Annotated in this window: 24 protein-coding genes; all 24 read left to right on the forward strand. The window is 45.2% G+C overall.

The genetic code is table 11. The features are described 5' to 3' along the window. Window positions 1-136 precede the first annotated feature (136 nt). The 24 genes from MED222_RS02195 to MED222_RS02080 all read left to right on the forward strand — a co-directional run bounded on the left by MED222_RS02195 (window position 137) and on the right by MED222_RS02080 (window position 25,055). The gene (locus MED222_RS02195; RefSeq protein ID WP_009848557.1) at window positions 137-1,600 is read left to right on the forward strand and encodes a sigma-54 dependent transcriptional regulator; all 1,464 of its coding nucleotides are present in this window, start codon (window positions 137-139) and stop codon (window positions 1,598-1,600) included. A 196-nt stretch (window positions 1,601-1,796) separates the two neighbouring features. Further along, window positions 1,797-2,837, forward strand: coding sequence for a sensor histidine kinase (locus MED222_RS02190; protein WP_009848556.1), 1,041 nt, complete (start codon window positions 1,797-1,799; stop codon window positions 2,835-2,837). Between the two features lie 33 nt (window positions 2,838-2,870). Next, on the forward strand, window positions 2,871-4,280 hold the full coding sequence (locus MED222_RS02185; RefSeq protein ID WP_009848555.1) for a sigma-54-dependent transcriptional regulator: 1,410 nt from the start codon (window positions 2,871-2,873) through the stop codon (window positions 4,278-4,280). 132 nt (window positions 4,281-4,412) lie between these two features. Next, window positions 4,413-4,724, forward strand: a complete 312-nt coding sequence (gene fliE / locus MED222_RS02180; protein WP_009848554.1) for a flagellar hook-basal body complex protein FliE — start codon at window positions 4,413-4,415, stop codon at window positions 4,722-4,724. 15 nt (window positions 4,725-4,739) lie between these two features. Then, a complete protein-coding gene (gene fliF / locus MED222_RS02175; RefSeq protein ID WP_009848553.1) occupies window positions 4,740-6,482 on the forward strand; it encodes a flagellar basal-body MS-ring/collar protein FliF in 1,743 nt (580 codons plus the stop codon). Continuing rightward, the gene (gene fliG, locus MED222_RS02170; protein ID WP_009848552.1) at window positions 6,475-7,536 is read left to right on the forward strand and encodes a flagellar motor switch protein FliG; all 1,062 of its coding nucleotides are present in this window, start codon (window positions 6,475-6,477) and stop codon (window positions 7,534-7,536) included. Before fliF ends, fliG begins: the two co-directional genes overlap by 8 nt. 126 nt (window positions 7,537-7,662) lie before the next feature. Continuing rightward, window positions 7,663-8,463 (forward strand): flagellar assembly protein FliH, encoded by an 801-nt coding sequence (fliH, locus tag MED222_RS02165; protein WP_009848551.1) that lies wholly within the window; start codon window positions 7,663-7,665, stop codon window positions 8,461-8,463. Further along, on the forward strand, window positions 8,463-9,782 hold the full coding sequence (fliI, locus tag MED222_RS02160; RefSeq protein WP_009848550.1) for a flagellar protein export ATPase FliI: 1,320 nt from the start codon (window positions 8,463-8,465) through the stop codon (window positions 9,780-9,782). The genes fliH and fliI overlap by 1 nt, the downstream gene beginning before the upstream one ends. Before the next feature lie 22 nt (window positions 9,783-9,804). Beyond that, entirely contained in the window at window positions 9,805-10,242 is a 438-nt protein-coding gene (fliJ, locus tag MED222_RS02155) for a flagellar export protein FliJ (RefSeq protein WP_009848549.1), read from the forward strand. 182 nt (window positions 10,243-10,424) lie between these two features. Beyond that, entirely contained in the window at window positions 10,425-12,527 is a 2,103-nt protein-coding gene (locus tag MED222_RS02150; protein WP_009848548.1) for a flagellar hook-length control protein FliK, read from the forward strand. 110 nt (window positions 12,528-12,637) lie between these two features. Then, window positions 12,638-13,126, forward strand: a complete 489-nt coding sequence (fliL, locus tag MED222_RS02145) for a flagellar basal body-associated protein FliL (protein ID WP_009848547.1) — start codon at window positions 12,638-12,640, stop codon at window positions 13,124-13,126. A 7-nt stretch (window positions 13,127-13,133) separates the two neighbouring features. Then, window positions 13,134-14,177 (forward strand): flagellar motor switch protein FliM, encoded by a 1,044-nt coding sequence (fliM, locus tag MED222_RS02140; RefSeq protein ID WP_009848546.1) that lies wholly within the window; start codon window positions 13,134-13,136, stop codon window positions 14,175-14,177. Window positions 14,178-14,206: 29 nt separating this feature from the next. Next, entirely contained in the window at window positions 14,207-14,617 is a 411-nt protein-coding gene (gene fliN / locus MED222_RS02135) for a flagellar motor switch protein FliN (RefSeq protein ID WP_004739851.1), read from the forward strand. After that, window positions 14,617-15,057 (forward strand): flagellar biosynthetic protein FliO, encoded by a 441-nt coding sequence (fliO, locus tag MED222_RS02130; RefSeq protein ID WP_009848545.1) that lies wholly within the window; start codon window positions 14,617-14,619, stop codon window positions 15,055-15,057. The genes fliN and fliO overlap by 1 nt, the downstream gene beginning before the upstream one ends. Next, window positions 15,044-15,973 (forward strand): flagellar type III secretion system pore protein FliP, encoded by a 930-nt coding sequence (gene fliP / locus MED222_RS02125; RefSeq protein ID WP_009848544.1) that lies wholly within the window; start codon window positions 15,044-15,046, stop codon window positions 15,971-15,973. Before fliO ends, fliP begins: the two co-directional genes overlap by 14 nt. A gap of 11 nt (window positions 15,974-15,984) precedes the next feature. Continuing rightward, window positions 15,985-16,254, forward strand: a complete 270-nt coding sequence (gene fliQ / locus MED222_RS02120) for a flagellar biosynthesis protein FliQ (protein WP_009848543.1) — start codon at window positions 15,985-15,987, stop codon at window positions 16,252-16,254. Window positions 16,255-16,260: 6 nt separating this feature from the next. After that, window positions 16,261-17,043, forward strand: a complete 783-nt coding sequence (gene fliR, locus MED222_RS02115; RefSeq protein WP_009848542.1) for a flagellar biosynthetic protein FliR — start codon at window positions 16,261-16,263, stop codon at window positions 17,041-17,043. A gap of 9 nt (window positions 17,044-17,052) precedes the next feature. Next, the gene (flhB, locus tag MED222_RS02110; RefSeq protein WP_009848541.1) at window positions 17,053-18,183 is read left to right on the forward strand and encodes a flagellar biosynthesis protein FlhB; all 1,131 of its coding nucleotides are present in this window, start codon (window positions 17,053-17,055) and stop codon (window positions 18,181-18,183) included. Between the two features lie 345 nt (window positions 18,184-18,528). Beyond that, window positions 18,529-20,631 carry a flagellar biosynthesis protein FlhA gene (flhA, locus tag MED222_RS02105; RefSeq protein ID WP_009848540.1) on the forward strand — a complete coding sequence of 701 codons (2,103 nt, stop codon included), beginning with the start codon at window positions 18,529-18,531 and terminating at the stop codon, window positions 20,629-20,631. 27 nt (window positions 20,632-20,658) lie between these two features. After that, window positions 20,659-22,170: a flagellar biosynthesis protein FlhF gene (gene flhF / locus MED222_RS02100; RefSeq protein WP_032555338.1), complete on the forward strand. Its 1,512-nt coding sequence runs from the start codon at window positions 20,659-20,661 to the stop codon at window positions 22,168-22,170. Between the two features lie 13 nt (window positions 22,171-22,183). Then, window positions 22,184-23,071 (forward strand): MinD/ParA family protein, encoded by an 888-nt coding sequence (locus tag MED222_RS02095; protein ID WP_009848538.1) that lies wholly within the window; start codon window positions 22,184-22,186, stop codon window positions 23,069-23,071. Next, on the forward strand, window positions 23,064-23,798 hold the full coding sequence (locus MED222_RS02090; protein ID WP_009848537.1) for an RNA polymerase sigma factor FliA: 735 nt from the start codon (window positions 23,064-23,066) through the stop codon (window positions 23,796-23,798). The genes MED222_RS02095 and MED222_RS02090 overlap by 8 nt, the downstream gene beginning before the upstream one ends. Before the next feature lie 42 nt (window positions 23,799-23,840). Beyond that, complete coding sequence (gene cheY, locus MED222_RS02085; RefSeq protein ID WP_012603445.1) at window positions 23,841-24,209, forward strand: chemotaxis response regulator CheY; 369 nt, start codon at window positions 23,841-23,843, stop codon at window positions 24,207-24,209. A 114-nt stretch (window positions 24,210-24,323) separates the two neighbouring features. After that, the gene (locus MED222_RS02080) at window positions 24,324-25,055 is read left to right on the forward strand and encodes a protein phosphatase CheZ (RefSeq protein WP_009848535.1); all 732 of its coding nucleotides are present in this window, start codon (window positions 24,324-24,326) and stop codon (window positions 25,053-25,055) included. Window positions 25,056-25,062 lie beyond the last annotated feature (7 nt).

The raw sequence follows: 25,062 nt of genomic DNA on the forward strand, positions 1-25,062 counted from the left end.
CCTAATGGCTTTTTTCGTTGCTGGTTTCCTAGATTTGTCCACGTAGATTATAATCATTGATATTTTCTCTGTTTTGTCTCTTACGTCGCTTACCAATTTCCGCATCGCACCAAAATAAAGGCAATAATTCCTACTTATGCAAGGTTTGGCAAAACTGCTTGTCGTCGATGATAACGCTCAAAATCGTCACAATTTAAGCACAATATTAGAGTTTGTAGGAGAGAGCTGCGAAGTAATCAGCTCTGAACAAGCATACAAAGTTGACTGGTCCCTACAGTGGGCCGGTTGCATCATTGGTTCAATTAAAGCCAAAGGCTTCGCATTACTGAATGAAAAGCTTGTTCATGTTAATCACATCCCTTTACTGGTGATTGGCAAAAACGATTACCCGGTTGACGAACTTACTAACTTTGTTGGTGAACTCGAACTTCCTCTTAACTACCCGCAATTAAGTGATGCACTAAGACACTGTAAAGACTTCTTAGGCCGTAAAGGCGTTCAAATTGTACCTTCAGCGCGTAAGAATACGCTTTTTCGTAGTCTAGTTGGGCAGAGTGTTGGTATCCAAGAAGTTCGTCACTTGATTGAACAAGTCTCTTCTACTGAAGCAAACGTATTGATTCTTGGTGAGTCAGGCACGGGCAAAGAAGTTGTAGCACGTAATGTTCACTATCATTCTAAACGTCGTTCAGGACCTTTCGTTCCCGTAAACTGTGGCGCTATACCGCCAGACTTGCTCGAAAGTGAACTGTTTGGTCATGAGAAGGGCGCGTTTACTGGTGCAATTACCGCACGTAAAGGCCGTTTTGAGTTGGCTGAAGGTGGTACACTGTTTCTTGATGAAATTGGTGATATGCCAATGGCGATGCAAGTTAAGTTGCTTCGTGTTTTACAAGAACGCAGTTTTGAACGTGTAGGTGGCAATAGTACCATTCAAGCTGATGTTCGAGTGATTGCGGCAACACACCGCAATCTTGAAAATATGATCGAAGATGATTTGTTCCGTGAAGACCTTTACTATCGCTTGAACGTTTTCCCAATTGAAATGCCATCGCTTCAGGAGCGAAAAGAAGATGTTCCCCTATTGCTTCAGGAGTTGATGACCAGAATGGAAGCTGAAGGTGGCATGCCAATCTGTTTTACTCCCCGTGCCATCAACTCTTTGATGGAGCATTGCTGGCCGGGCAACGTACGTGAGTTAGCTAATTTAGTTGAGCGAATGGTTATTTTATATCCAAATAGCTTGGTTGATGTGAATCATCTACCAACTAAATATAGATACAGTGATATCCCAGAGTTTCAGCCAGAGTTTAATAATTTTGCATCAGAGGAAGAGCAAGAGCGAGATGCTCTTTCTGACTTGTTCTCAGAAGACTTCAGTTTTGAGCAGCACGATGAGCTTGCTGACAATGCGAACGCACCTCAAGATTTACCCGCTGAAGGGGTTAACTTGAAAGAACTACTCGCTGATATGGAAGTGAATATGATCAATCAAGCGTTGGAGGCTCAGGGCGGTATTGTTGCTCGCGCTGCTGACATGCTTGGAATGCGCAGAACCACTCTGGTCGAAAAAATGCGTAAATATAACTTGCAGCGTTAGTGCCTATTTTCGATGAAAACGAAAACTAGTACACACTTTAGCATTTTAGCATTTTAGCTTTTTGGCAACTTTAGCTAAACGAACAGATAAACCATAGTCGAGTTGTTGCTTGCTTAACTATGTGATAAATATAGCAAATAGCCTGACTTGTGTTGTACATGTCAGGCTGTTTTAGTATTTGAGGCAAATTTTTGACATGCACCTATCTAACGAACCAGAAAATCAATCACATCTAGATTCTGTTGAGCAACAGGTTGAGCGCTATAAGCAAGTGCTCGATGTTATGCCTGCGGGGGTCATCTTGTTAGATACACATGGTGAAGTGAGAGAAGCGAATCCTGAAGCACACCGTATTCTCGGGGTTGAGTTGGTTGGCGAGAAATGGTTTTCGGTAATACAAAATGCCTTTGAACCAAGGGACGATGATGGGCATGAGATCTCATTGAAGAATGGGCGAAAAGTGCGCTTAGCGATTTCAGCCTCGACTACAGGTCAGCTTATTTTGATTACAGACCTGACAGAAACCCGCCTACTGCAGTCTCGTGTGAGCGATCTTCAGCGTTTATCTTCACTCGGAAGAATGGTCGCTTCGCTTGCCCATCAGGTTCGCACGCCGCTTTCTAGTGCGATGCTGTATGCATCAAACCTTGCCGCGCCAAATTTGCCGCCGGCAACAAAAACGCGTTTTCAATCTAAGCTGATGGATAGGTTGCATGATTTAGAGAAACAAGTGAATGACATGCTGTTGTTTGCCAAAGGTGGCGACAACAAGGTGGTTAAGCCATTCACCATCGCGGAACTCATCATTGAGTTTCATCCTATGGTGGAGGCTGCGTTAAAAAGCAACCAGATTGATTATTGTCAGGAAGTTGAAGATGAAAAGACTCAAATGTTTGGCAACGCCAATGCTATCGCTTCTGCTTTAAGTAACCTAGTTTTGAACGCGGTTCAAATTGCTGGCAAGAAATCGCAGATTGATGTGTTTTTTAGACCCGTAAACGGTGAACTTAAGATATCAGTGCAAGACAGTGGCCCCGGAGTGCCTAAAGAACTACAAGGTAAGATTATGGAACCTTTCTTTACCACTCGTTCTCAAGGCACAGGTCTAGGTTTAGCGGTTGTACAAATGGTATGCCGAGCACATGAAGGTCGACTGGAATTGATATCAGAAGAGGGTGACGGCGCATGCTTTACCATGTGTCTACCGTTGGAAAGAAGCTCTTCTTCTGAAGACTAATAAGTTTTAACTGAATTTACACTGGAGAATCCTATGGCTCAAAGCAAAGTGTTAATCGTCGAAGATGATGAAGGTCTACGCGAAGCCCTTGTCGATACACTCGCGCTTGCTGGTTACGAATGGCTGGAAGCGGATTGTGCGGAAGATGCTCTGGTAAAATTGAAATCAAACTCTGTTGATATCGTGGTCTCTGATGTACAGATGGCCGGTATGGGCGGTTTAGCATTGCTAAGAAACATCAAGCAGCATTGGCCAAATCTTCCGGTTCTATTGATGACGGCCTATGCCAACATTGAAGATGCGGTCGCGGCAATGAAAGAAGGCGCTATCGATTACATGGCAAAGCCATTTGCTCCAGAAGTGCTGTTAAACATGGTGAGCCGTTACGCTCCCGTAAAGTCGGATGACAATGGCGATGCTATCGTTGCCGATGAGAAAAGTATCAAACTAATGATGCTGGCTGACAAGGTGGCTAAAACCGATGCCAACGTGATGGTGCTAGGGCCAAGTGGTTCTGGTAAAGAGGTCATGTCTCGCTATATTCATAACGCTTCGAGCCGTAAAGACGGTCCGTTTGTTGCGATTAACTGTGCCGCGATTCCAGATAACATGTTGGAAGCGACACTGTTTGGCTACGATAAAGGTGCGTTTACCGGTGCGATTCAAGCTTGCCCTGGTAAATTTGAACAAGCTCAAGGTGGTACTATTTTGTTGGATGAGATCAGTGAAATGGATCTTAGCCTACAAGCGAAACTATTGCGCGTATTGCAGGAGCGCGAAGTTGAACGTCTTGGTAGCCGCAAGAGCATCAAATTGGATGTCCGTGTTCTAGCAACCAGTAACCGCGACCTAAAACAGTATGTTTCTGAAGGGAATTTCCGTGAAGATTTATACTACCGACTGAATGTATTTCCAATTACTTGGCCAGCGCTGTGTGAACGTAAAGGTGATATTGCGCCGCTTGCGAAACATTTGGTGGAACGTCATTGCACCAAACTAGGAATGCCTGTTCCTGTTCTGTCTGAGCAAGCCATTAGTAAACTCGTCAATTATCCGTGGCCGGGAAATGTGCGTGAACTGGATAATGTCGTGCAGCGCGCTCTAATTTTGAGTGAGCAAGAAAATATTTCAGGCGAACATATTTTACTTGAAGGTGTTGATTGGCAAGACGCTACTGGACTACAACAGATCGTTGAAGGGAACAGTGTTGCAGCGCCAGAAATTAAGCCGATTGCTGAAGCGAATCCTATCAATAAAGTCGTGGCAGGTAGCGAAGGGCTTGGAAATGAACTTAGAGATCAAGAGTATGCGATCATTCTCGAAACATTGATTGCTTGTCATGGTCGACGTAAAGATATGGCTGAAAAGCTAGGCATTAGCCCTCGTACATTGCGTTATAAATTAGCGAAAATGCGTGATGCTGGAATAGATATTCCAAATTGAACATAAATTAGTAGTGTCAGCTTTCTGACTAGTGTATTACGATAGCTAGTCAAATTGATGCATGGCACGTTAATTGCTCTGTCAATAATACAGCTAAATAGATAGTCATAATTTTGACTCCTGAGGTAGTAAATGAGAATAGATGGTTTACAAGGCGAAATGCAGGCAATGATGGTTGAAGCTGCCAGCACGCGCCCTGCTGCAACGGGCCAAGCGGTTGGTGCAGATTTTGGCAACATGCTGACTAATGCCATCAATAATGTGAACTCATTACAAAAGACCTCTGGTAATCTTCAAACTCGTTTTGACAGTGGCGATCAAAGCGTGTCTTTATCTGACGTGATGATTGCTCGTAATAAATCTAGTGTGGCTTTTGAAGCGACGATCCAAATTAGAAATAAATTGGTCGAATCGTACAAAGAGCTGATGAACATGCCGGTATAAGTTGGGTAGTAAATAGTGGCAGATAACAGTCAAACAACAGATTTAACCGTAAGCGATAGCAACGACCACGCACTTATTGCAAGTTCTGATCTAGATGGCGAAGGGCAAAATACCGATTTAGGTGAGCGCAGTTCATCTAAGTTTGATATGGCCGTCGGTGATCTCGATTTGCTTCGTCAAGTCGTCTTAGTTCTTTCTATCTCGATCTGTGTAGCGCTTATTGTAATGCTGTTTTTCTGGGTGAAAGAGCCAGAAATGCGTCCATTAGGGGCTTACGAAACAGAAGAGTTGATCCCGGTTCTTGATTATTTGGATACGCAGAAGATTGAGTACTCTCTTGAAGGGAATACCATCTCGGTACCTGCGAGTGAATATAACTCATTAAAGCTAAATATGGTTCGAGCGGGTTTGAACCAAGAGCGAAACACCGGTGATGATATCCTCATGCAAGACATGGGTTTCGGTGTATCACAACGTTTAGAGAAAGAGCGTCTTAAACTAAGCCGTGAAAGACAGCTTGCTAAAGCTATTGAACAGATGAAGCAGGTACGTAAAGCTCAAGTTTTACTTGCCTTACCTAAGCAAAGTGTCTTTGTTCGTCACAATCAAGAAGCCTCTGCCTCAGTATTCCTGACACTTAAAACGGGGACGAACCTCAAGCAGCAAGAAGTTGATTCTGTTGTGGACATGGTGGCTAGTGCCGTTCCGGGGATGAAAACTTCGCGAATTACAGTGACCGATCAGCATGGCCGACTTTTGAGCTCTGGCTCTCAGGACCCGATGTCAGCGGCACGCCGAAAAGAGCACGAGTTAGAGCGTAATCAAGAGCAAGCGCTACGTGAAAAAATTGACTCTATTTTGATTCCGATTCTTGGGTTTGGTAACTACACGGCTCAGGTTGATATTCAACTCGACTTTAGTGCTGTGGAACAAACAAGAAAGCGTTTTGATCCGAATACTCCAGCAACCCGAAGTGAATATACATTAGAAGACTACAATAACGGCAACGTTGTGGCTGGTATTCCAGGGGCTTTGAGTAACCAGCCTCCTGCTGATGCATCGATTCCCCAGGACGTGGCTCAGATGAAAGATGGTACGATGATGGGGCAAGGTTCGGTTCACAAAGAAGCGACCCGCAACTTTGAGCTGGATACTACCATTAGTCATGAGCGAAAACAGAGCGGCACGGTTAATCGTCAGACCGTATCTGTTGCAATCAAAGATCGCCAATCATTGAACCCTGATACGGGAGAAGTGGTTCACACCCCAATTCCAGCAAGCGAAATTAACGCGATACGTCAGGTATTGATTGGAACTGTGGGTTTTGATGAAAACCGCGGTGATTTACTCAATGTTTTAAGCATGCAATTTGCCCCTCAAGTAACGGATATTGTTGCTGACGTACCAATTTGGGAGCACCAACACTTTAATGATTGGGTTCGTTGGTTTGCGAGTGCGTTGGTTATTATTGTTGTCGTATTGGTGCTGGTTCGCCCTGCAATGAAAAAACTGCTTAACCCAGCAGCCGACGATGACGATCAAATGTACGGTCCCGATGGCATGCCAATTGGTGTTGACGGCGAAACCAGTTTAATTGGTGGTGATATTGAAGGTGGTGAGTTATTTGAATTTGGTTCAAGTATCGACCTACCAAACCTTCACAAAGATGAGGACGTACTGAAAGCAGTACGTGCACTTGTAGCGAATGAACCAGAGCTAGCAGCTCAAGTAGTTAAGAATTGGGTGGCAGATGGCTAACGAAATTGTTCCACAACAAGCAGAAGGTGGTGAAGGGCTTGATGTCGCAAGTGTCGATATCGAGACTATCTCAGGCGAAGAGCGCGCTGCGATCTTGTTGCTAAGTTTAAGTGAAGAAGATGCTGCGGGTATCATTCGCCACCTAGAACCTAAACAGGTTCAACGTGTTGGTAGTGCAATGGCACGTTCAACGGATTGGTCTCAAGAAAAAGTAGGTGCCGTGCACCGTGCTTTCTTGGATGATATTCAGAAGTACACCAACATTGGTATGGGCAGTGAAGACTTCATGCGTAATGCGTTGGTAGCTGCGCTGGGCGAAGATAAGGCGAATAACCTTGTTGATCAGATCCTTTTAGGTACTGGTTCTAAAGGTTTGGATTCTCTTAAGTGGATGGACCCTCGTCAGGTGGCAAGCATCATCATTAACGAGCACCCACAGATTCAAACGATCGTATTATCTTATCTGGAATCGGATCAGTCTGCGGAGATCTTATCTCAATTCCCTGAGCGTGTTCGCCTTGATTTGATGATGCGTATTGCTAACCTTGAAGAAGTTCAACCTTCAGCTCTCGCTGAATTGAATGAAATCATGGAGAAACAGTTTGCGGGTCAAGCGGGTGCTCAAGCTGCCAAAATTGGTGGCCTGAAAGCCGCTGCTGAGATCATGAACTACATGGACAATAATGTAGAAGGCATCTTGATGGGGCAAATTCGAGATCAAGACGAAGACATGGCAACACAGATCCAAGATCTTATGTTTGTCTTTGAAAACCTTATTGAAGTTGATGACCAAGGTGTTCAGCGATTGCTGCGTGATGTTCCACAAGACGTTCTACAGAAAGCGCTTAAAGGTGCTGATGAAAGCCTACGTGAGAAGATCTTCAAGAATATGTCTACGCGTGCAGCTGATATGATGAGAGACGATATTGAGGCGATGCCGCCAGTTAAAGTCTCTGATGTAGAAGCGGCTCAGAAAGAGATCTTGGGTATTGCGAGGAAGATGGCAGACAGCGGCGAGATTATGCTGTCTGGTGGCGCCGACGAGTTCCTTTAATACAGAAACCTCAAGAGCCCCACATTGTTGGGGCTTTTCTTTATCCAACCTCAAACCACAGATTAACTACCGTGTAATTGCTTGAATCTACAACGCAGTTGGACGAACTCATAGATAGGTACTGATATGTCAGGTGATAGAAAACGTGGCTTCCTTCGCCCTGAAGAAGATAATACGGTTGCCCAACCTCAGAAATGGGGGCTGCCTGACTATACCTCTGATGTGAACAAACAAGCCAAAGAAACGGCTTTTAACTACGATCCTGGCTGGATGCCAACGGTTGAAGAAGCCATTGAAGACGAAGAGCTGGTTCTAACTGAAGACCAAATCGAACTGATCAAGCAAGGCGCTTATCAGGAAGGGCTTCATCAAGGACAAGAGGCTGGCTTTAAACAGGGCTACGAAAAAGGCAAAGAAGAAGGGTTTGCCGCAGGTCACGAAGAGGGTAACGAAGCCGGCAAACTTGAAGGCGTTACTGCTGGTCAAGAGTACATTCAGCAGCAAGTCGCCATCTTTATGGGGCTAGCCAACCAGTTCGCTCAGCCATTAGAGCTGATGAATGCTCAGGTAGAGAAGCAACTGGTGGACATGGTGCTGACTATGGTCAAAGAAGTGGTTCATGTTGAAGTGCAAACCAACCCACAAATCATACTAGATACCGTGAAAGAATCGGTAGAGTCATTGCCAATCTCAGGTCACGCGATCACATTGAAGCTAAACCCTGAAGACGTTGCAATAATACGCTCAGCGTATGGCGAAACGGAATTGGACTCTCGTAATTGGACGTTGGTATCAGAGCCTGCACTCAATCGCGGCGACGTACAAATTGAAGCGGGTGAATCGAGTGTTAACTACCGCATGGAAGAGCGCGTGAAGAACGTCATTCAAAGCTTCTGTGGTGTAAATCGTCATCAAGGTCATGAGTAATGCTTGAGTTAGCGAACCGTCTTAGCCAATACAAAGTCGAGGGGCTAAAGTCGCGACCAATTGCTTCAGGCAAACTAGTTCGTGTTGTTGGACTAACGCTTGAAGCGACCGGCTGCAAAGCGCCAATTGGCAGCTTATGCTTAGTAGAGACTATGTCTGGTCAGATGGAAGCTGAAGTGGTTGGCTTTTCTGGCGATAACCTGTTTTTGATGCCAAGTGAACAAATTACTGGGATCTTACCAGGCGCTCGCGTGACACCGATGACGTCGGAAAGCGGTATCCCTGTTGGAATGGAGTTGCTTGGTCGTGTTATCGATGGCGTAGGTAATCCGCTCGACGGTTTAGGTCCAATCTATACCGAGCAACGCGCTTCCTTTAATGCTGAGCCAATCAATCCTTTAGCTCGTAAACCTATCTCTGAGCCACTTGATGTTGGCTTAAAAGCGATTAATGGCTTACTAACGGTGGGCAAAGGGCAGCGTATCGGCCTGTTTGCGGGCTCCGGTGTGGGTAAGTCGGTTACGCTTGGGATGATGACTCGTGGTACAACCGCGCAAGTGGTCGTGGTGGGGTTGATTGGTGAGCGTGGACGAGAAGTAAAAGAATTTATTGAAGAGATCCTTGGCGAAGATGGTCGTAAGCGTTCTGTTGTGGTCGCCGCTCCTGCGGATTCGTCTCCATTGATGCGTTTAAAAGGCTGTCAAACCGCACTGGCTGTAGCTGAGTATTTCCGAGACCAAGGTCTAGATGTTTTACTACTGATGGACTCATTGACTCGTTTCGCTCAGGCGCAGCGTGAAATCGCTCTGTCTGTGGGTGAGCCGCCAGCAACCAAAGGCTATCCGCCGTCTGTGTTTGCCAAGCTTCCTGCGCTGGTGGAGCGAGCAGGTAATGGTAACGATGAACAAGGTTCTATCACTGCTTTCTTTACCGTGTTAACAGAAGGTGATGATTTACAAGACCCTATTGCCGATGCATCGCGAGCGATTCTTGATGGTCACATTGTTTTATCTCGTGAGATGGCTGATGCTGGTCACTATCCCGCGATTGATGTTGAGAAATCCGTCAGTCGTGTTATGCCTCAAATCACCACCGAAGAACATGTCTTGATGTCGAAAGCCGTTAGACAAGTGCTGTCTATATGCCGGAAAAATCAAGATTTGGTTTCGATTGGTGCTTACAAGCCGGGAACAGACCCTGCAATCGACAGTGCTTTCACTTTGAAACCGAGGTTGGACGAGTACTTACAACAGAAAATGAAAGAAACGGTTCCCTATGATATGTGCGTCAACATGTTAAAGCATGTGTTAGGCGGTTAGGTCGTGTTGAATAAGGTCAATCATGGATAACGCGTTAGAATTTCTTCTCGATCAAGCGAAAGACCAAGAGAACCAAGCTGTATTGGCGCTGAATCAAGCGAATGTCGAGCTGCAGGGTTACTACGAACAGGTCGAACAGATTGAAAAATATCGACTTGATTACTGCCAGCAACTTGTTGACCGAGGTAAGGCCGGATTAACGGCTAGCCAATATGGTCACTTAAACCGTTTCTTAACGCAATTAGATGAAACGCTCTCTAAGCAGAGAGAAGCGGAACACCACTTTAAAAATCAGGTCGATAACTGCCAAAACTATTGGATGGAGTTACGAAAAAAGCGTAAATCCTACGAATGGTTGATGGAGAAAAAGCAGAAAGAAAAAGCAAAGCTGCAAGATCAAAGAGAGCAAAAGCAAATGGATGAGTTCTCGACTCTGTTATATAGCCGAAAGAAGATTTGAACCTAATTCGCGAATGACGCAAGTGTTGCTCTGCAGATGGCAGACTTAAAACTTATAGGCATGTTTCTTGCTCTGTTTTATATCAAATTGCGAGTTATGCTCACCAAAGGCATAAAAAGCACCCGACTTTCTTTTTGTTGTCTGATTCAAGGCAGCAAAGCTAGTAGATAGAGCTTGTATATATGAATGTTAGTCTTTCCTCAAATTCAGCGACCAACAAAACGTCATCGTTGTTGGACTCCGGTTCTGCCTCTTCAAAGGTAGAAGAAACTGGAGACTCTAAAGGTTTCTTTGAGTCTTTCAAAGAAGCACTAGGCTTTGAAGAAAGTGACAGTAAAGTCGCAGCAAAAGACACAGAAAGCACCGCGAAGCCTGATGCTAAACAGGCCTCTACCGAAGGTGAAGCGTCAGCCGAAGCGAACAAAGGTGATTCAGCTGAATCAAAGGCTACTGACGAAGTAAGCGAAGCGCAAAGCAAGCAAGCAGCTTCAGAAGTAGAAGGCGAGAAAGCTGCTGAGGAAACATCTGCAGAGGCTGTGTCTGGAACTGAGGCTAAGCTCAAAGCCAATTCGGGCACTGATAGCACTGTCGCTGATAAGGCGGATGGTAAAGATGCGCAGGTTACGACGAATGATTCTAAAGAACAGGTTGCTCAATCCCAAACTCAGGGTACATCAGCTGTAGATGGCTCTACGCAAGCATCGCAAGCTAATGCAGCGATGAATGAAGGCAATAAATTGCTTGGTCAATTGGATGAGGCAAACAAAACTCTAAATCAAGCGTCAAACGGCAAAGGCTTGCCTCAGCAAGGTCAGGTAGATAACGCCCAAGGTAATATCTCCGGTGCTTCAGTTGCAGTAGCCTCCGTTACGGATGAGGCGAGACAACAAACGAATGCAGCAATCCAAGAGAATAGTCTTGAGGTGGATTCTGAAATCGCTGTTCTTACCGGAGGTAAGGGGGTGTCTCAGCTGACTGATGATGAAATCCGACAGTTGATGGATAAAGGCGTCACTCCAGAACAAATTGAAGCCAGTATGAACCGAGAGCTGAGTCAAAAGAATGCGGCTAGCGCCGCGGTGGCCGAACAGAGCCAAGCGATCTCAGCTGCGGATATTGAACTCGCCAAGCAGGTTGATGCCCATACCAAAGCACTAAAACAATTGAATGGACAAATCGAATCAGAACAGTCTGTTGTCGATAGCTTGCTTAAGAAGCAACAAAGTGGTGCTAAGTTGACGGTTGATGAGCAAGCCGCTTTGGCTAAAGCGACCTCTAACTTAGACCTGTTGAATCAACAGCTCACTAACGTTCAACAACAAGCAACGGCTTTGCTAAATCAAGCTCCGGCTGTGAATAGCGCGTCTGGTGAACCCGCTGCTATTGATTGGGATAATACGGATTCAAGCGAAACTAAAGCTTTAGCTGCGGCGGCATCAACAGCAGCTGTAGCGACGGCTGCACAACAAGTGTCAGCGCAGGCCGCTTCTCAATCAACAAACAATGCTCTTACGGATAAGGCAGCAATGCTGCACGCCAACAATGCACATGCAGCCGCTCAACAAGCTAATGTTGCTTCACCTCAGCAGCAAGCAACGTTGGATCCAGCTTTAACCGCGCAAGGGATCGCGATGAATGCAGCGCCAGTCACTACAAAAGCAGGCTCTACTGATGCGCTTCTTAAAGCGGGCGCAGGTGCCGCGGCATTGTCTGGTTTGGGCAAAGCCGGTGCTAAAGAAGATTCTAAAGATTCGACCTTTGCTCAGCAGATAGCCTCGGCCGCTGGCGCACAAGGTACAGCTACGGTGGGTTCAGCACCTACGCGAGCTGAAATTCAAGCGGCTCAACAGGCACCTTTGCAACTCACTAAAGAGTTAGCGAACGACCAGGTGGCGGAAAAAGTCCAAATGATGATGTCTAAGAATCTCAAGAGCTTGGATATCCGTCTTGACCCACCAGAGTTGGGGCAGATGAAAATTCGCATGACCATGAATAATGACGTGGCGAACGTGCACTTTACTGTCGGTAGTCAACAAGCGAGAGAGGTTATTGAACAAACCTTACCTCGTTTGAGGGAGATGCTCGCTCAGCAAGGGATGCAGCTTGCTGAGTCTTCAGTCCAGCAACAGAATACTGGTCAGGGGCAAGACAGGTACAATAATGGCGAGCAACAATCAGGCTCTAACCGTATAAATGATGGTCAAGGTGATGAAAACCTTGATAGCAACAGCAATCTTGAATTGAATGTCACGTCAAAGCGTGATGGAATTAGTTATTATGCCTAGTATCAGGCTAAAACACTTAGCTAATAGAAAGAACCGTTAGTTTATAGAAGAACAGTTAGTTAATAGAAAGTACCGTTAGTTAATAGAAGAACAGGAAGTTAGAGCTGAATATGGCAGAAGAACAAGAAACACCGAAAGGAAAGAGTAAGCTCCTCATTATCGCTATCGCGGTTGTTGTGCTGTTACTTGGAGGTGGTGGTGCCGCATTTTTCTTAATGGGTTCCGATGATAAGGCTGAGGGTGCTGGGTCGTCAGCTGAGGTTCAACTCATGGGTGCCGATCCAGTGGTCTATGTTAATGTGCCTCAAGCTTTCTTATTTAACGTTACGGGCGATAAGAAAGATCGCTTAGTTCAGATAAAAGTACAGCTGATGGTACGTGGTATGAAGAATGAAGTTCTCGCTCGATACCACTCTCCACTTGTTGAAAGCGCACTACTTGCCACATTCGCTTCGGCGACGGTCGATCAATTACGATCTCCTGCCGGGAGAGTTGAACTGCGGAACAAGGCGACTGAAGATATTAAAGCAAGCTTAACTCAAGCTGTTGGCCAGCCGGTAATTGAAAAAGTGTTATTCACTGACTTTGTAATTCAATAGGTAATATGTGACCGATTTATTAAGCCAAGACGAAATTGATGCGCTATTACATGGCGTTGATGATGTTGAAGACGTTGAAGATGTCTTAGAAACCGAAAGTGACAATACGGTCAATTTTGATTTCTCATCACAAGATCGAATCGTTCGTGGTCGAATGCCGACCCTTGAACTTATTAACGAGCGTTTCGCACGCCATATGCGTATTAGCTTGTTTAATATGTTGCGTAAGACGGCTGAAGTGTCGATCAACGGCGTACAGATGATGAAATTTGGTGAGTACCAGAACACACTCTATGTACCCACAAGTTTAAACATGGTTCGCTTCCGCCCGTTAAAAGGTACTGCGCTAATCACGATGGAAGCTCGGCTAGTTTTCATTCTCGTAGAGAACTTTTTTGGTGGTGATGGTCGTTTTCACGCCAAGATTGAAGGTCGCGAATTTACACCAACAGAAAGACGAATTATTCAGTTACTACTGAAAATTGTTTTTGAAGACTACAAAGAAGCTTGGTCTCCCGTGATGGGCGTTGAGTTTGAATACTTGGACTCTGAAGTAAACCCAAGCATGGCTAACATTGTGAGTCCAACCGAAGTGATTGTTGTGAGTTCATTTCACATTGAAGTCGATGGCGGCGGCGGTGATTTCCATGTGGTTATGCCTTACTCAATGGTTGAGCCGATTCGTGAACTGCTGGATGCTGGTGTCCAATCAGATAAAATGGAAACCGACGTTCGTTGGAGCTCTGCATTGCGTGATGAAATCATGGATGTGCCAGTCAACTTCCGTGTCAATTTGCTCGAGCAAGATATCTCTTTGCGTGATTTGATGGAACTTCGTCCTGGGGATGTTATCCCGATGAATATGCCTGAGCATGCAACCATGTTTGTTGAAGAACTGCCGACCTATCGTGTTAAAATGGGCCGTTCTGGAGAGAAGCTCGCGGTACAGATTTCTGAAAAAATTGAAAGACCTCATGTGGTCAAAACCGATCTCGCCTTTCTTGGCAAAGACTTAATGTCTGAGTTGGAAAACAGCGAAGATGAAGAATAGCAAAGTAGATAAAAGTATAGGAATTGGTAATGGAACCTAGTGAAGATCAAAAGCTAGCAGACGAATGGGCTGCAGCACTTGGTGAAGACCCTTCAGCACCGTCAATCGATGTTGATGATGTTCTCGCGGCACCACTTGATGAGTTAACCGACTCATCGTCTCCAATTTCAGAAGATGAGCGTCGTAAGCTGGATACCATTATGGATATCCCAGTGACTATCTCAATGGAAGTCGGCCGCTCTCAAATTAGTATCCGTAACTTACTTCAATTGAACCAAGGTTCGGTTGTTGAGCTAGATAGAATTGCTGGTGAGTCACTTGACGTGATGGTTAACGGCACTCTGATTGCTCATGGAGAAGTGGTTGTGGTGAATGACAAATTTGGTATTCGTTTGACAGACGTTATTAGTCAAACAGAACGAATTAAGAAGTTGCGTTAATGGGCTTCTTGTCTCAAAGACTGGCGGGCTCTTCTCTCGGAATGACAGGTTTGTCTCGTAGAGTCTTGGGAGTAGGGCTACTTGCTACTCCTTCTATTGCCTTTGCGGCAACGCCTCCTTCTCTCGATTTAGCGACCACCTTTGGGTCGCTAATTTTCGTTATAGCCTTCATTTTATTTATTGCTTGGCTACTGAAGCGAATGCAAGTGCCTGCGATGTCGAATCAACAAGGTTTGGCTATTATTAGGCAAATTCCGGTAGGCACAAAAGAACGTATCGCTATTGTACAAGCGGGTGATGAACAGTTCTTGGTAGGCATTACCACACAATCGATTCAGCTGATCTCTAAGCTCGATAAACCTCTCACTCAGGAGATGCTGGAAAAAAGTACATTTTCAAGTCAGCTTTCCCAGCTAATAAAAAAAGATGCAAACAAGTAACGGATTTTTGAATCCATTTTACTTTTGCCATGCCGGATTTTTCCGTACGGTGAAAGTGTGGTTGGTTCAGCTCATCATATTCTGCTCTCTCGTATTTAGCGTGTCAGTATTTGCACAGGTTGAAGATGGCACTGTCATTCCTGCGAATACCGCTGGATCTGAGTCGGTCACCATCAGTACGATGCAGCAAGATCAAGCCAAATCGAAGACTATGACCACTGGTAGCTTAACCGGTAATGGTGGCGGCATACCTGCATTTACCATGACCACCAATGCCAATGGCGGTGAAGACTACTCGATTAACCTGCAAATTCTTGCGTTAATGACCATGCTTGGCTTCTTGCCGGCGATGGTTATTTTGATGACATCGTTCACCCGCATTGTGGTTGTGATGTCTATTTTGCGTCAGGCAATGGGTCTCCAACAAACACCTTCAAACCAAGTGATTATTGGCATTGCGATATTTCTGACCTTCTTCATCATGTCGCCAGTAATCAGTCAGGTCAATGAACAAGCTGTTCAGCCTTATTTGAATGAACAGATATCAGCGCGACAGGCGTTTGATGTTGCCCAAGGGCCGATTAAGTCTTTTATGCTTAAACAGACTCGAATCAAAGATCTTGAAACTTTTGTTGAGATATCCGGTGCGCAAGTAACTAACCCAGAAGATGTTTCAATGGCGGTTCTGATTCCTGCGTTTATCACGTCTGAATTGAAAACAGCTTTCCAGATAGGCTTTATGTTGTTCTTGCCGTTCCTAATTATCGACTTGGTGGTGGCATCAGTTTTGATGGCCATGGGTATGATGATGTTGTCACCAATGATTGTATCGTTGCCGTTTAAGTTGATGTTGTTCGTCCTTGTTGATGGTTGGAATTTGATACTCTCCACACTCGCCGGCAGTTTTGCCTTGTAGCTGGGGGAAGCATGAATCCTGAAATATTCGTAGATTTGTTCCAAGATGCCCTTTGGATGGTACTAATTATGGTGTGCGCCATAATTATTCCTAGCCTGCTGATTGGTTTGGTTGTGGCTGTTTTCCAAGCGGCTACTTCGATCAATGAACAAACTTTAAGTTTCCTACCACGTTTGATCGTGACGTTATTAGCGTTGATGATGTTTGCGCATTGGATGACCCAAATGATGATGGAGTTCTTTTTCGAACTCATCGAACGCTTGCCACAAGTTCTTTACTAAACCGATATGGAATACCCAACGAGCCTTGTACTAGAGTGGTTAGCCAATTATTTTTGGCCCTACACTCGCATCTCAGCCATGCTGATGGTGATGACAGTAACCGGTGCACGCTTTGTGTCGCCGCGTATTCGTCTGTATTTAGGTTTAGCGATCACCTTTGCGGTGATGCCTGCGATCCCCGCTGTTCCTAAAGAGATTGAACTGCTCTCTTTCCAAGGTTTCTTGACTGTATTTGAACAAATCGTGATTGGCGTTGCCATGGGGTTTGTCACCCAATTCATGATTCAAACTTTCGTGATGCTCGGCCAGATATTGGGTATGCAATCAAGCTTGGGTTTCGCCTCTATGGTGGATCCGGCTAACGGGCAAAACACGCCAGTACTGGGCCAGTTGTTTATGTTGCTAGCGACCATGTTTTTTTTGGAGACAGACGGTCACTTGAAAATGCTGCAGCTGGTGGTGTTCAGCTTTAAGACTTTGCCCATTGGCAGTGGAAGTTTGACCTCTGTTGATTATAGAGAGCTTGCTCTGTGGTTGGGTATCATGTTCAAAACAGCATTAGCAATGTCATTGTCTGGTATTATTGCGCTGCTGACGATTAACCTTTCGTTTGGTGTAATGACGCGTGCGGCACCTCAACTAAATATCTTTTCTTTGGGTTTCTCATTTGCGCTACTCGTGGGCCTATTGCTTTGTTGGTATATCCTTGGCGGCTTATTTAGTCACTATGAGTTATTCTGGATACAAACCGAACAACAGATATGTCGTCTAATCAGGTTAGAGTGCTAGGAGACTAAAATGGCAGAGTCAGACGGTCAAGAACGCACGGAAGACGCCACGCCCAAACGCTTGCAACAGGCCAAAGAGAAAGGGCAGGTTGCAAGGTCAAAAGAGTTAGCGTCGGCGTCGGTACTTATTGTTGGTGCGATTGCTTTAATGTGGTTTGGTGAATCGATGGCGAAAGCTTTGTTCGAAACAATGCAACGTCTGTTTTCTCTGAGTCGGGAAGAAGTTTTTGATACCACAAAACTCCTCGAAATTGCAGGTGGCGCATTAGTGAATCTATTGTTCCCGCTGTTCTTAATCCTGATAACCTTATTTGTTGCAGCCGTCATTGGTGCGGCGGGTGTCGGAGGAATTAATTTCTCTATGCAGGCGGCGATGCCTAAGGCGTCTAAGCTAAACCCACTCAGTGGTATTAAGCGTATGTTTGGTCTGCAGAGTTGGGTTGAACTGTTGAAATCTATCTTGAAAGTGGCACTTGTTTCGGGAATGGCCATCTATCTTATTCAAGCTTCTCAACACGATTTAATGCAACTGAGCATGGAGGTATACCCACAGAATATCTTCCACGCTTTAGATATCTTGCTTAATTTTATTCTGCTGATCAGCTGCTCTTTACTTATCGTGGTGGCGATTGATATCCCGTTCCAGATTTGGCAACACGCCGATCAGCTGAAGATGACCAAACAAGAAATTAAAGATGAACACAAAGATACTGAAGGTAAGCCTGAAGTTAAGGGCCGCATTCGTATGTTGCAAAGAGAAGCTGCCCAGCGCCGTATGATGGCTGACGTACCTCAAGCGGATGTGATTGTGACCAACCCGGAGCATTTCTCGGTGGCTCTACGCTATAAGCAGAATCAAGACAAAGCCCCCGTTGTAGTTGCGAAAGGTGTTGATCATATGGCAATGAAGATCCGTGAAATTGCCCGTGAAAATGACATCTATATTGTTCCTGCGCCACCATTGGCTAGGGCGCTTTATCACACTACCGAACTAGAACAACAAATTCCTGACGGTCTGTTTACAGCAGTTGCTCAAGTGCTTGCATATGTGTTTCAACTGAAACAGTACCGAAAACGAGGCGGAGAGAGGCCAAAACTCCAAGATTCTAATATGCCGATCCCACCTGATTTACGACATTAGATCAATTGCTTGAGCTCTGCTTGATGAACCCTGATAATAGCGGGCTAGCTAATCCTCTTTTTAGAGAGGCGATGGCAATAATTTGACGAAAAGTGTTGGTACAGTGTTTGCTATATCAACCCCGAATATTATAAGCCGATCATTAATAACCTTAGCATTGTAAATCTGAGTATTATAAGCCCAGTCATTATAAATCCTAGCGTTATAAATCCCGAGCATATAAAGCTTAGTATTATAAACCTGTGCATTTGAACCTATGCACTATAAACCATAGCAACATAGCTTAGACCTGAGCCTCAAATAGCTTAGTGAGATGGCTACAACATAGCGAAACTGTCTAGACTTATGAAATTCTCCCTGCCTTTTGCGGACAAGCTGCCTAAAATCCCTAATCGTGCGATGCCTGCAATTGGCGCACCCGTTATGGTACTTGCGACGCTCGCTATGGTGGTGTTGCCAATACCAGCCTTCTTGTTGGACATGTTCTTCACTTTCAACATTGCACTGTCCATGGTTGTGTTACTGGTTTCGGTTTATACCCGCAGGCCTTTGGACTTCGCTGCATTCCCGACCGTACTTCTGATTGCGACTCTACTTCGATTAGCTTTGAACGTTGCTTCGACACGTGTGGTATTGCTTCATGGTCACGAAGGTGGTGACGCGGCCGGTAACGTTATTGAAGCCTTCGGTAACGTGGTTATCGGCGGTAACTACGCGGTAGGTCTAGTGGTGTTTTTGATTTTGATGATCATCAACTTCATGGTTGTAACCAAAGGTGCGGGTCGTATTTCGGAAGTAAGTGCGCGTTTCACCCTAGATGCCCTACCGGGTAAACAGATGGCAATCGATGCCGACTTGAATGCGGGTTTGATCGACCAAGATCAGGCTCGTACTCGACGTTTTGAAGTGACCAAAGAGGCCGACTTCTACGGCTCGATGGACGGTGCATCTAAGTTTGTTAAAGGCGATGCAATAGCCGGTATCTTGATATTGTTCATCAACATCATTGGCGGCTTGAGTATCGGTATGGCTCAGTTTGACCTTGGTTTTGGTGAGGCCATCGAAATCTATACGCTACTGACTATCGGTGACGGTCTGGTTGCACAAATACCATCGCTGTTACTTTCTATTGCTGCGGCGATGATGGTAACGCGTCAAAATACTGATGAAGACATGGGCGAACAACTTGTCTTCCAAATGTTCGATAATCCTAAAGCCCTAATGATCACCGCTGCTATCCTCGGCATCATGGGTATTGTTCCTGGTATGCCACATTTCTCCTTCTTGAGCCTTGCTGTGGTTGCTGGGGCTGGGGCTTACTTTATCGATAAAAAGAACAAGGCAAAGGTAGAAGAGAAAAATCTACCTGCAACCGCTAATGCCAATGGTGATAAGCCCGCATCGCAAAAAGAACTGTCTTGGGATGATGTTCAACCGGTAGATATTATTGGTCTCGAAGTGGGGTACCGCTTGATTCCTTTGGTCGATAGAGACCAAGGTGGTGAATTGCTTGAGCGCGTGAAAGGTGTACGGAAAAAGCTGTCTCAAGATTTTGGTTTCTTGATTCCAGCAGTACACATTCGCGATAATCTGGAACTGACACCAAACAGCTATCGAATTACCCTGATGGGGGTAGCGGTTGGTGAGGCTGAGATCAAGCCGGACATGGAGCTCGCGATTAACCCTGGCCAAGTCTATGGGATGATAGATGGAGAGCCGACGATTGACCCTGCCTTTGGCCTTGAAGCCGTCTGGATTCGTGAAGAGCAGCGTGAACACGCACAAGCCTTAGGTTATACGGTTGTAGACTCTTCAACCGTACTTGCCACACACCTTAGCCAGCAGTTAACGAATAACGCTTCACAGTTGATTGGCCACGAAGAAGTTCAAAACTTACTTGAGATGCTTAGCCGATCAACACCTAAGCTGGTGGAAGGTTTTGTACCGGATCAATTACAGCTTGGTGTGGTTGTGAAAGTTCTACAAAACCTACTGAATGAAGCGATTCCAATTCGTGATATTCGAACCATTGTCCAAACTTTGTCGGAGTACTCTTCTAAGAGTCAAGAACCTGACATATTAACTGCAGCTGTTCGTATCTCACTAAAACGACTAATTGTTCAAGAAATCAATGGTATAGAGCCAGAATTACCAGTTATAACCTTGATTCCTGAATTGGAACAAATCTTGCATCAAACCATGCAGGCATCCGGCGGAGAATCTGCTGGTATTGAACCTGGTTTAGCCGAACGTTTACAGACCTCACTCAGTAACGCGACACAAGAGCAAGAACTGAAAGGTGAGCCAGCGGTATTATTGACCTCTGGTGTTTTACGTTCGACTCTGGCTAAGTTCGTGAAAAACACGATCCCAAGCTTGAGAGTATTATCTTACCAAGAGATACCAGACGAAAAGCAGATACGTATAGTACAAGCTGTTGGTAATTAAGCCGCCTAATTAGAACGGACGATCGAATTGAAAATTAAACGATTTTTTGCAAAAGATATGCGAACAGCCCTGCTCCAAGTTAAAGAAGAACTTGGCTCAGAAGCGGTGATCATGTCTAACAAAAAGGTCGCAGGTGGTGTGGAAATTGTTGCCGCTATTGATGGCGATTCCAGCCCGTCGACAGCAAGTCCCAGACTCAATAAACCTCAGCAGCCTACGCAAAGCCAGTACACTCAAATGTCTGAGCCCAAATTGCCAACTGGGCGTCGTCAATTAGATGATGACAAGGTTAGCATCCAGCCGAATGCAGAAGGTGGACGCTCAATGACCAAGCGCTTTGCGAATATGCTAAAGCAATACAGTCATGGCGCCGACGATGATCAACAACATCGCGCTGAAAACGAAGACTCGTTATCAGCATTGCTCAATCGCCAGTCAAGTAACGGTCATCAACCTCAGAGTAGCCAGCATTCTAGCGGCACCCTTGACTCGGCCTTTGCTCGTGAAACGGGTTTATCTAAATTGATTGCCGAAGATCGCAGAGTAGAGCGTCCAGCACCTCGCTTAGATCCTACCCGTTATGATCGTGGTCGAGAGAATGCTCAATCCAAAGGTTCAGATACTGAAATGGAAACGATGCGCGACGAGATGACTTCAATTCGTCGTTTGTTAGAGCACCAAGTCTCTGGACTCATGTGGCAAGAAGTCGAACGTCGCGAACCTTTGCGAGCGATGCTTATCAAGCGCCTAGAACGTATGGGTGTTTCGGCAGAACTCGCCGATCAAATGGCCTGTTACATTCCAGAAGACACAAAACCAGCACGAGCATGGAAAGCCTTGCTTGCTCTGGTCGCGGATCAAATCTCAGTAACACAAAAAGATATTTTAAAACGCGGCGGTATTGTGGCCTTACTTGGCCCGACTGGCGTAGGTAAAACAACAACCGTTGCTAAGCTCGCAGCCCGCGCAGCAATGGAGTACGGTGCAGACAACGTAGCGCTTGTGACAACGGACACATATCGCATAGGTGCACATGAGCAGTTATCGATTTATGGTCGAATTATGGGTTGTCCTGTAAGAGTTGCTAAAGATTCTAGTGAATTGGCCGATGTAATATATCAGTTACGTAATCGTCGCCTGATTCTAGTCGATACTGCAGGTATGGGGCAGCGAGATGTTCGCCTATCTGAGCAGTTAGACACATTGATGCAAGAGAGTGGTTCCGTTATCAATAGTTACCTTGTGTTACCCGCAACCGCGCAACGCAAAGTACTACAAGAAACCATTGAACACTTTAGAAGAATCCCGCTGTCGGGATGTATCCTGACGAAGCTGGACGAATCGCTTAGTTTGGGTGAGTTCATCAGTGTGGTAATACAAAATGCATTGCCAGTTGCTTATATAGCAAATGGTCAACGAGTTCCTGAAGATATCGTTATTGCTCAGCCAAAGTACATGATTGCTAAGGCCAATGAGTTATTAGAAAAATCGACAGAGAATGAACCTCATTACTGGAATAGCGATTCTGAAGGGCTCTAGGCGGCGGATAAATATGAATGAGAATATGATACACGATCAAGCTAGCGGCCTCCGTCGCTTAACCCAGCCTTCACTCACAAAAGTTATCGCTGTAACGGGTGGCAAGGGAGGCGTAGGTAAATCGAATGTAACGTTAGGTATGGCTATTTGTATGGCTCGCCAAGGCAAGAAAGTCATGGTACTGGATGCCGATTTAGGATTAGCTAACGTAGACATCATGCTCGGCATTCGTTCTAAACGAAATCTTGGGCATGTGTTGGCTGGCGAGTGTGAACTTAAGGATGCGATTGTCGAAGGGCCGCACGGAATTAAAATTATTCCAGCGACATCAGGCACACAAAGCATGACTGAACTTTCACACGCTCAACACGCTGGATTGATTCGTGCTTTTGGTTCGCTTGAAGACGAGATGGATATCTTATTGGTTGATACCGCAGCGGGTATATCCGATATGGTCATCAGCTTCTCAAGAGCTGCGCAGGACGTGGTTGTGGTGGTTTGTGATGAACCAACGTCGATTACTGATGCATATGCATTGATTAAGCTGTTGAGTCGAGAGCACCAAGTACAGCGATTCAAAATTGTTGCAAATATGGTCAGAAGCTATCGCGAAGGCCGAGAATTATTTGCAAAGTTGACTTTGGTCACAGAGCGCTTCTTGAATGTGAGCCTCGAACTCGTAGCATGTATTCCTTTAGATGATAAAGTACGTCAATCAGTTAAGAGACAGAAAATCGTAGTCGATGCGTTTCCTCGCTCTCCAGCTGCATTGGCAATCAGCTCTTTGGCTAATAAGGCATTGACCTGGCCAATACCAAAAACACCAAGCGGACACTTGGAGTTTTTTGTTGAAAGGCTGCTGAACCGTACTGAATTTATAGAGGAACCATTTGGTGAATAAAGCGCTTACTTACGATCAACATGCTAATCACAATAGCCAGCAGGCTTTTTTTGAGAAGTACTCTGTGTTGGTTAAGCGTATCGCTCATCATTTGTTGGGGCGATTACCGCCTAATGTATTAGTTGATGACTTGATTCAAGCCGGCATGATTGGCCTGATTGAAGCGCAACAGAACTATGATGGTACCAAAGGCGCAAGCTTTGAGACGTACGCAGGTATTCGAATTCGTGGGGCAATGTTGGATGACATTCGCCGCGGGGATTGGGTCCCGAGATCGGTTCATAAAAATAATCGAGAAATCAGTAGTGCAATCGCGGAATTAGAGGGCACTCTCAATCGCGATCCCAGTGATGCTGAGGTGGCAAAGCACATGGGGCTGAGTTTAGACCAGTATCACAGTGCTTTAACTGATATTAATTGCTCAAAATTGGTAGGGATAGAAGACTTAGGTGTCTCTGATGATGTAATATCTCCGAATGAAGATTCTCAAGATAATACGCCTTTTCAAGGGGTTGCAGATGAATCATTCCGCCAAGCTTTGATCGACTCGATAAAACAACTTCCGGAAAGGGAAGGCCTCGTGCTTTCGCTTTATTACGACGAAGAACTCAATTTAAAAGAGATTGGGGAAGTATTAGGTGTCAGCGAATCTCGTGTCAGCCAAATACTAAGCCAATCTATGCAGCGTTTACGCACTAAGTTAAGTGCTTGGACACAGAACGACTAACAACACTGATTTTATTCAGTGGAGGCTAATTTGAACAAAAACATGAAAATTCTCATTGTTGATGATTTTTCAACGATGCGCCGAATTGTTAAAAACCTACTTCGTGATTTAGGTTTCAACAACACTCAAGAAGCAGACGATGGCTTGACCGCGTTACCTATGCTGAAAAAAGGCGAATTTGATTTCGTGGTAACTGACTGGAACATGCCGGGTATGCAAGGTATTGATCTTCTAAAACACGTCCGTGCAGACGCTGAACTTAAGCACCTTCCAGTGCTTATGATCACAGCAGAAGCTAAGCGTGAGCAGATCATCGAAGCAGCGCAAGCGGGTGTTAATGGTTACATTGTGAAGCCGTTCACTGCCGCAACTCTAAAAGAGAAACTCGACAAGATTTTTGAGCGTTTATAAGCACTCATAATAACCTGTTTCAGGCGCTTCATAGAGAGACATTAACTTTTTTGTTTCCCGTTTACCTCTAAAGCTGAAGCGTCACAAACTATGCGGAGTAAGGCCGGACTCAGGATGATTTCATTAGAACAAGCAAAAAAATTAGTAGAGCTGCTTGAAAACGACGAGCAGCAAGGTGCTGATTCTCTTGTTAGAAGCATTTATGAAGATAATTTTAATCTTCAAGATAACCCAATGCTTCAAGAAATAGGCAGTCTGACTCGTGACCTCCATGATTCTTTGACACAATTCAACTTTGACGAGCGTATTAACGTTATCGCAAATGATGAAATCCCTGACGCCAGGGATCGCCTTCAATATGTCATTGATAAAACGGAAGTTGCGGCGAACAAAACGATGGACGCTGTCGATCGCTGTATGCCAATTGCAACTAATTTACACGAGTGTTTACTTCAAGTAAGGCCTCAATGGAATGAACTGATGCATGGCCGCATTGAGCTAGTAACATTCAAAGCTTTATGCCACCGCATTGATGGATTACTTGTCCAAGTAGAAGGTGATAGTACTGAACTACGTGGACAACTGACTGAAATCTTGATGGCTCAGGATTTCCAAGATTTAACTGGGCAGATTATTAGCAAAGTTATTACCTTGGTGAATGAGGTTGAAGGACGTCTGGTAGAGATTCTCACCGTATTCGGTGCGAATCAAATAGAACCAACACCAGAGACAGAGAAGAAGTCATCTATTGCTCCAGAGGGTCCGATCATGAACCCAGAAGCTCGTGAGGATGCTGTTGCATCTCAAGATGAAGTCGACGATTTGTTATCCAGTCTTGGATTTTAAAGGTAAC

The sequence above is a fragment of the Vibrio sp. MED222 genome (assembly GCF_000153005.1).
Taxonomy (GTDB): domain Bacteria; phylum Pseudomonadota; class Gammaproteobacteria; order Enterobacterales; family Vibrionaceae; genus Vibrio; species Vibrio tasmaniensis_A.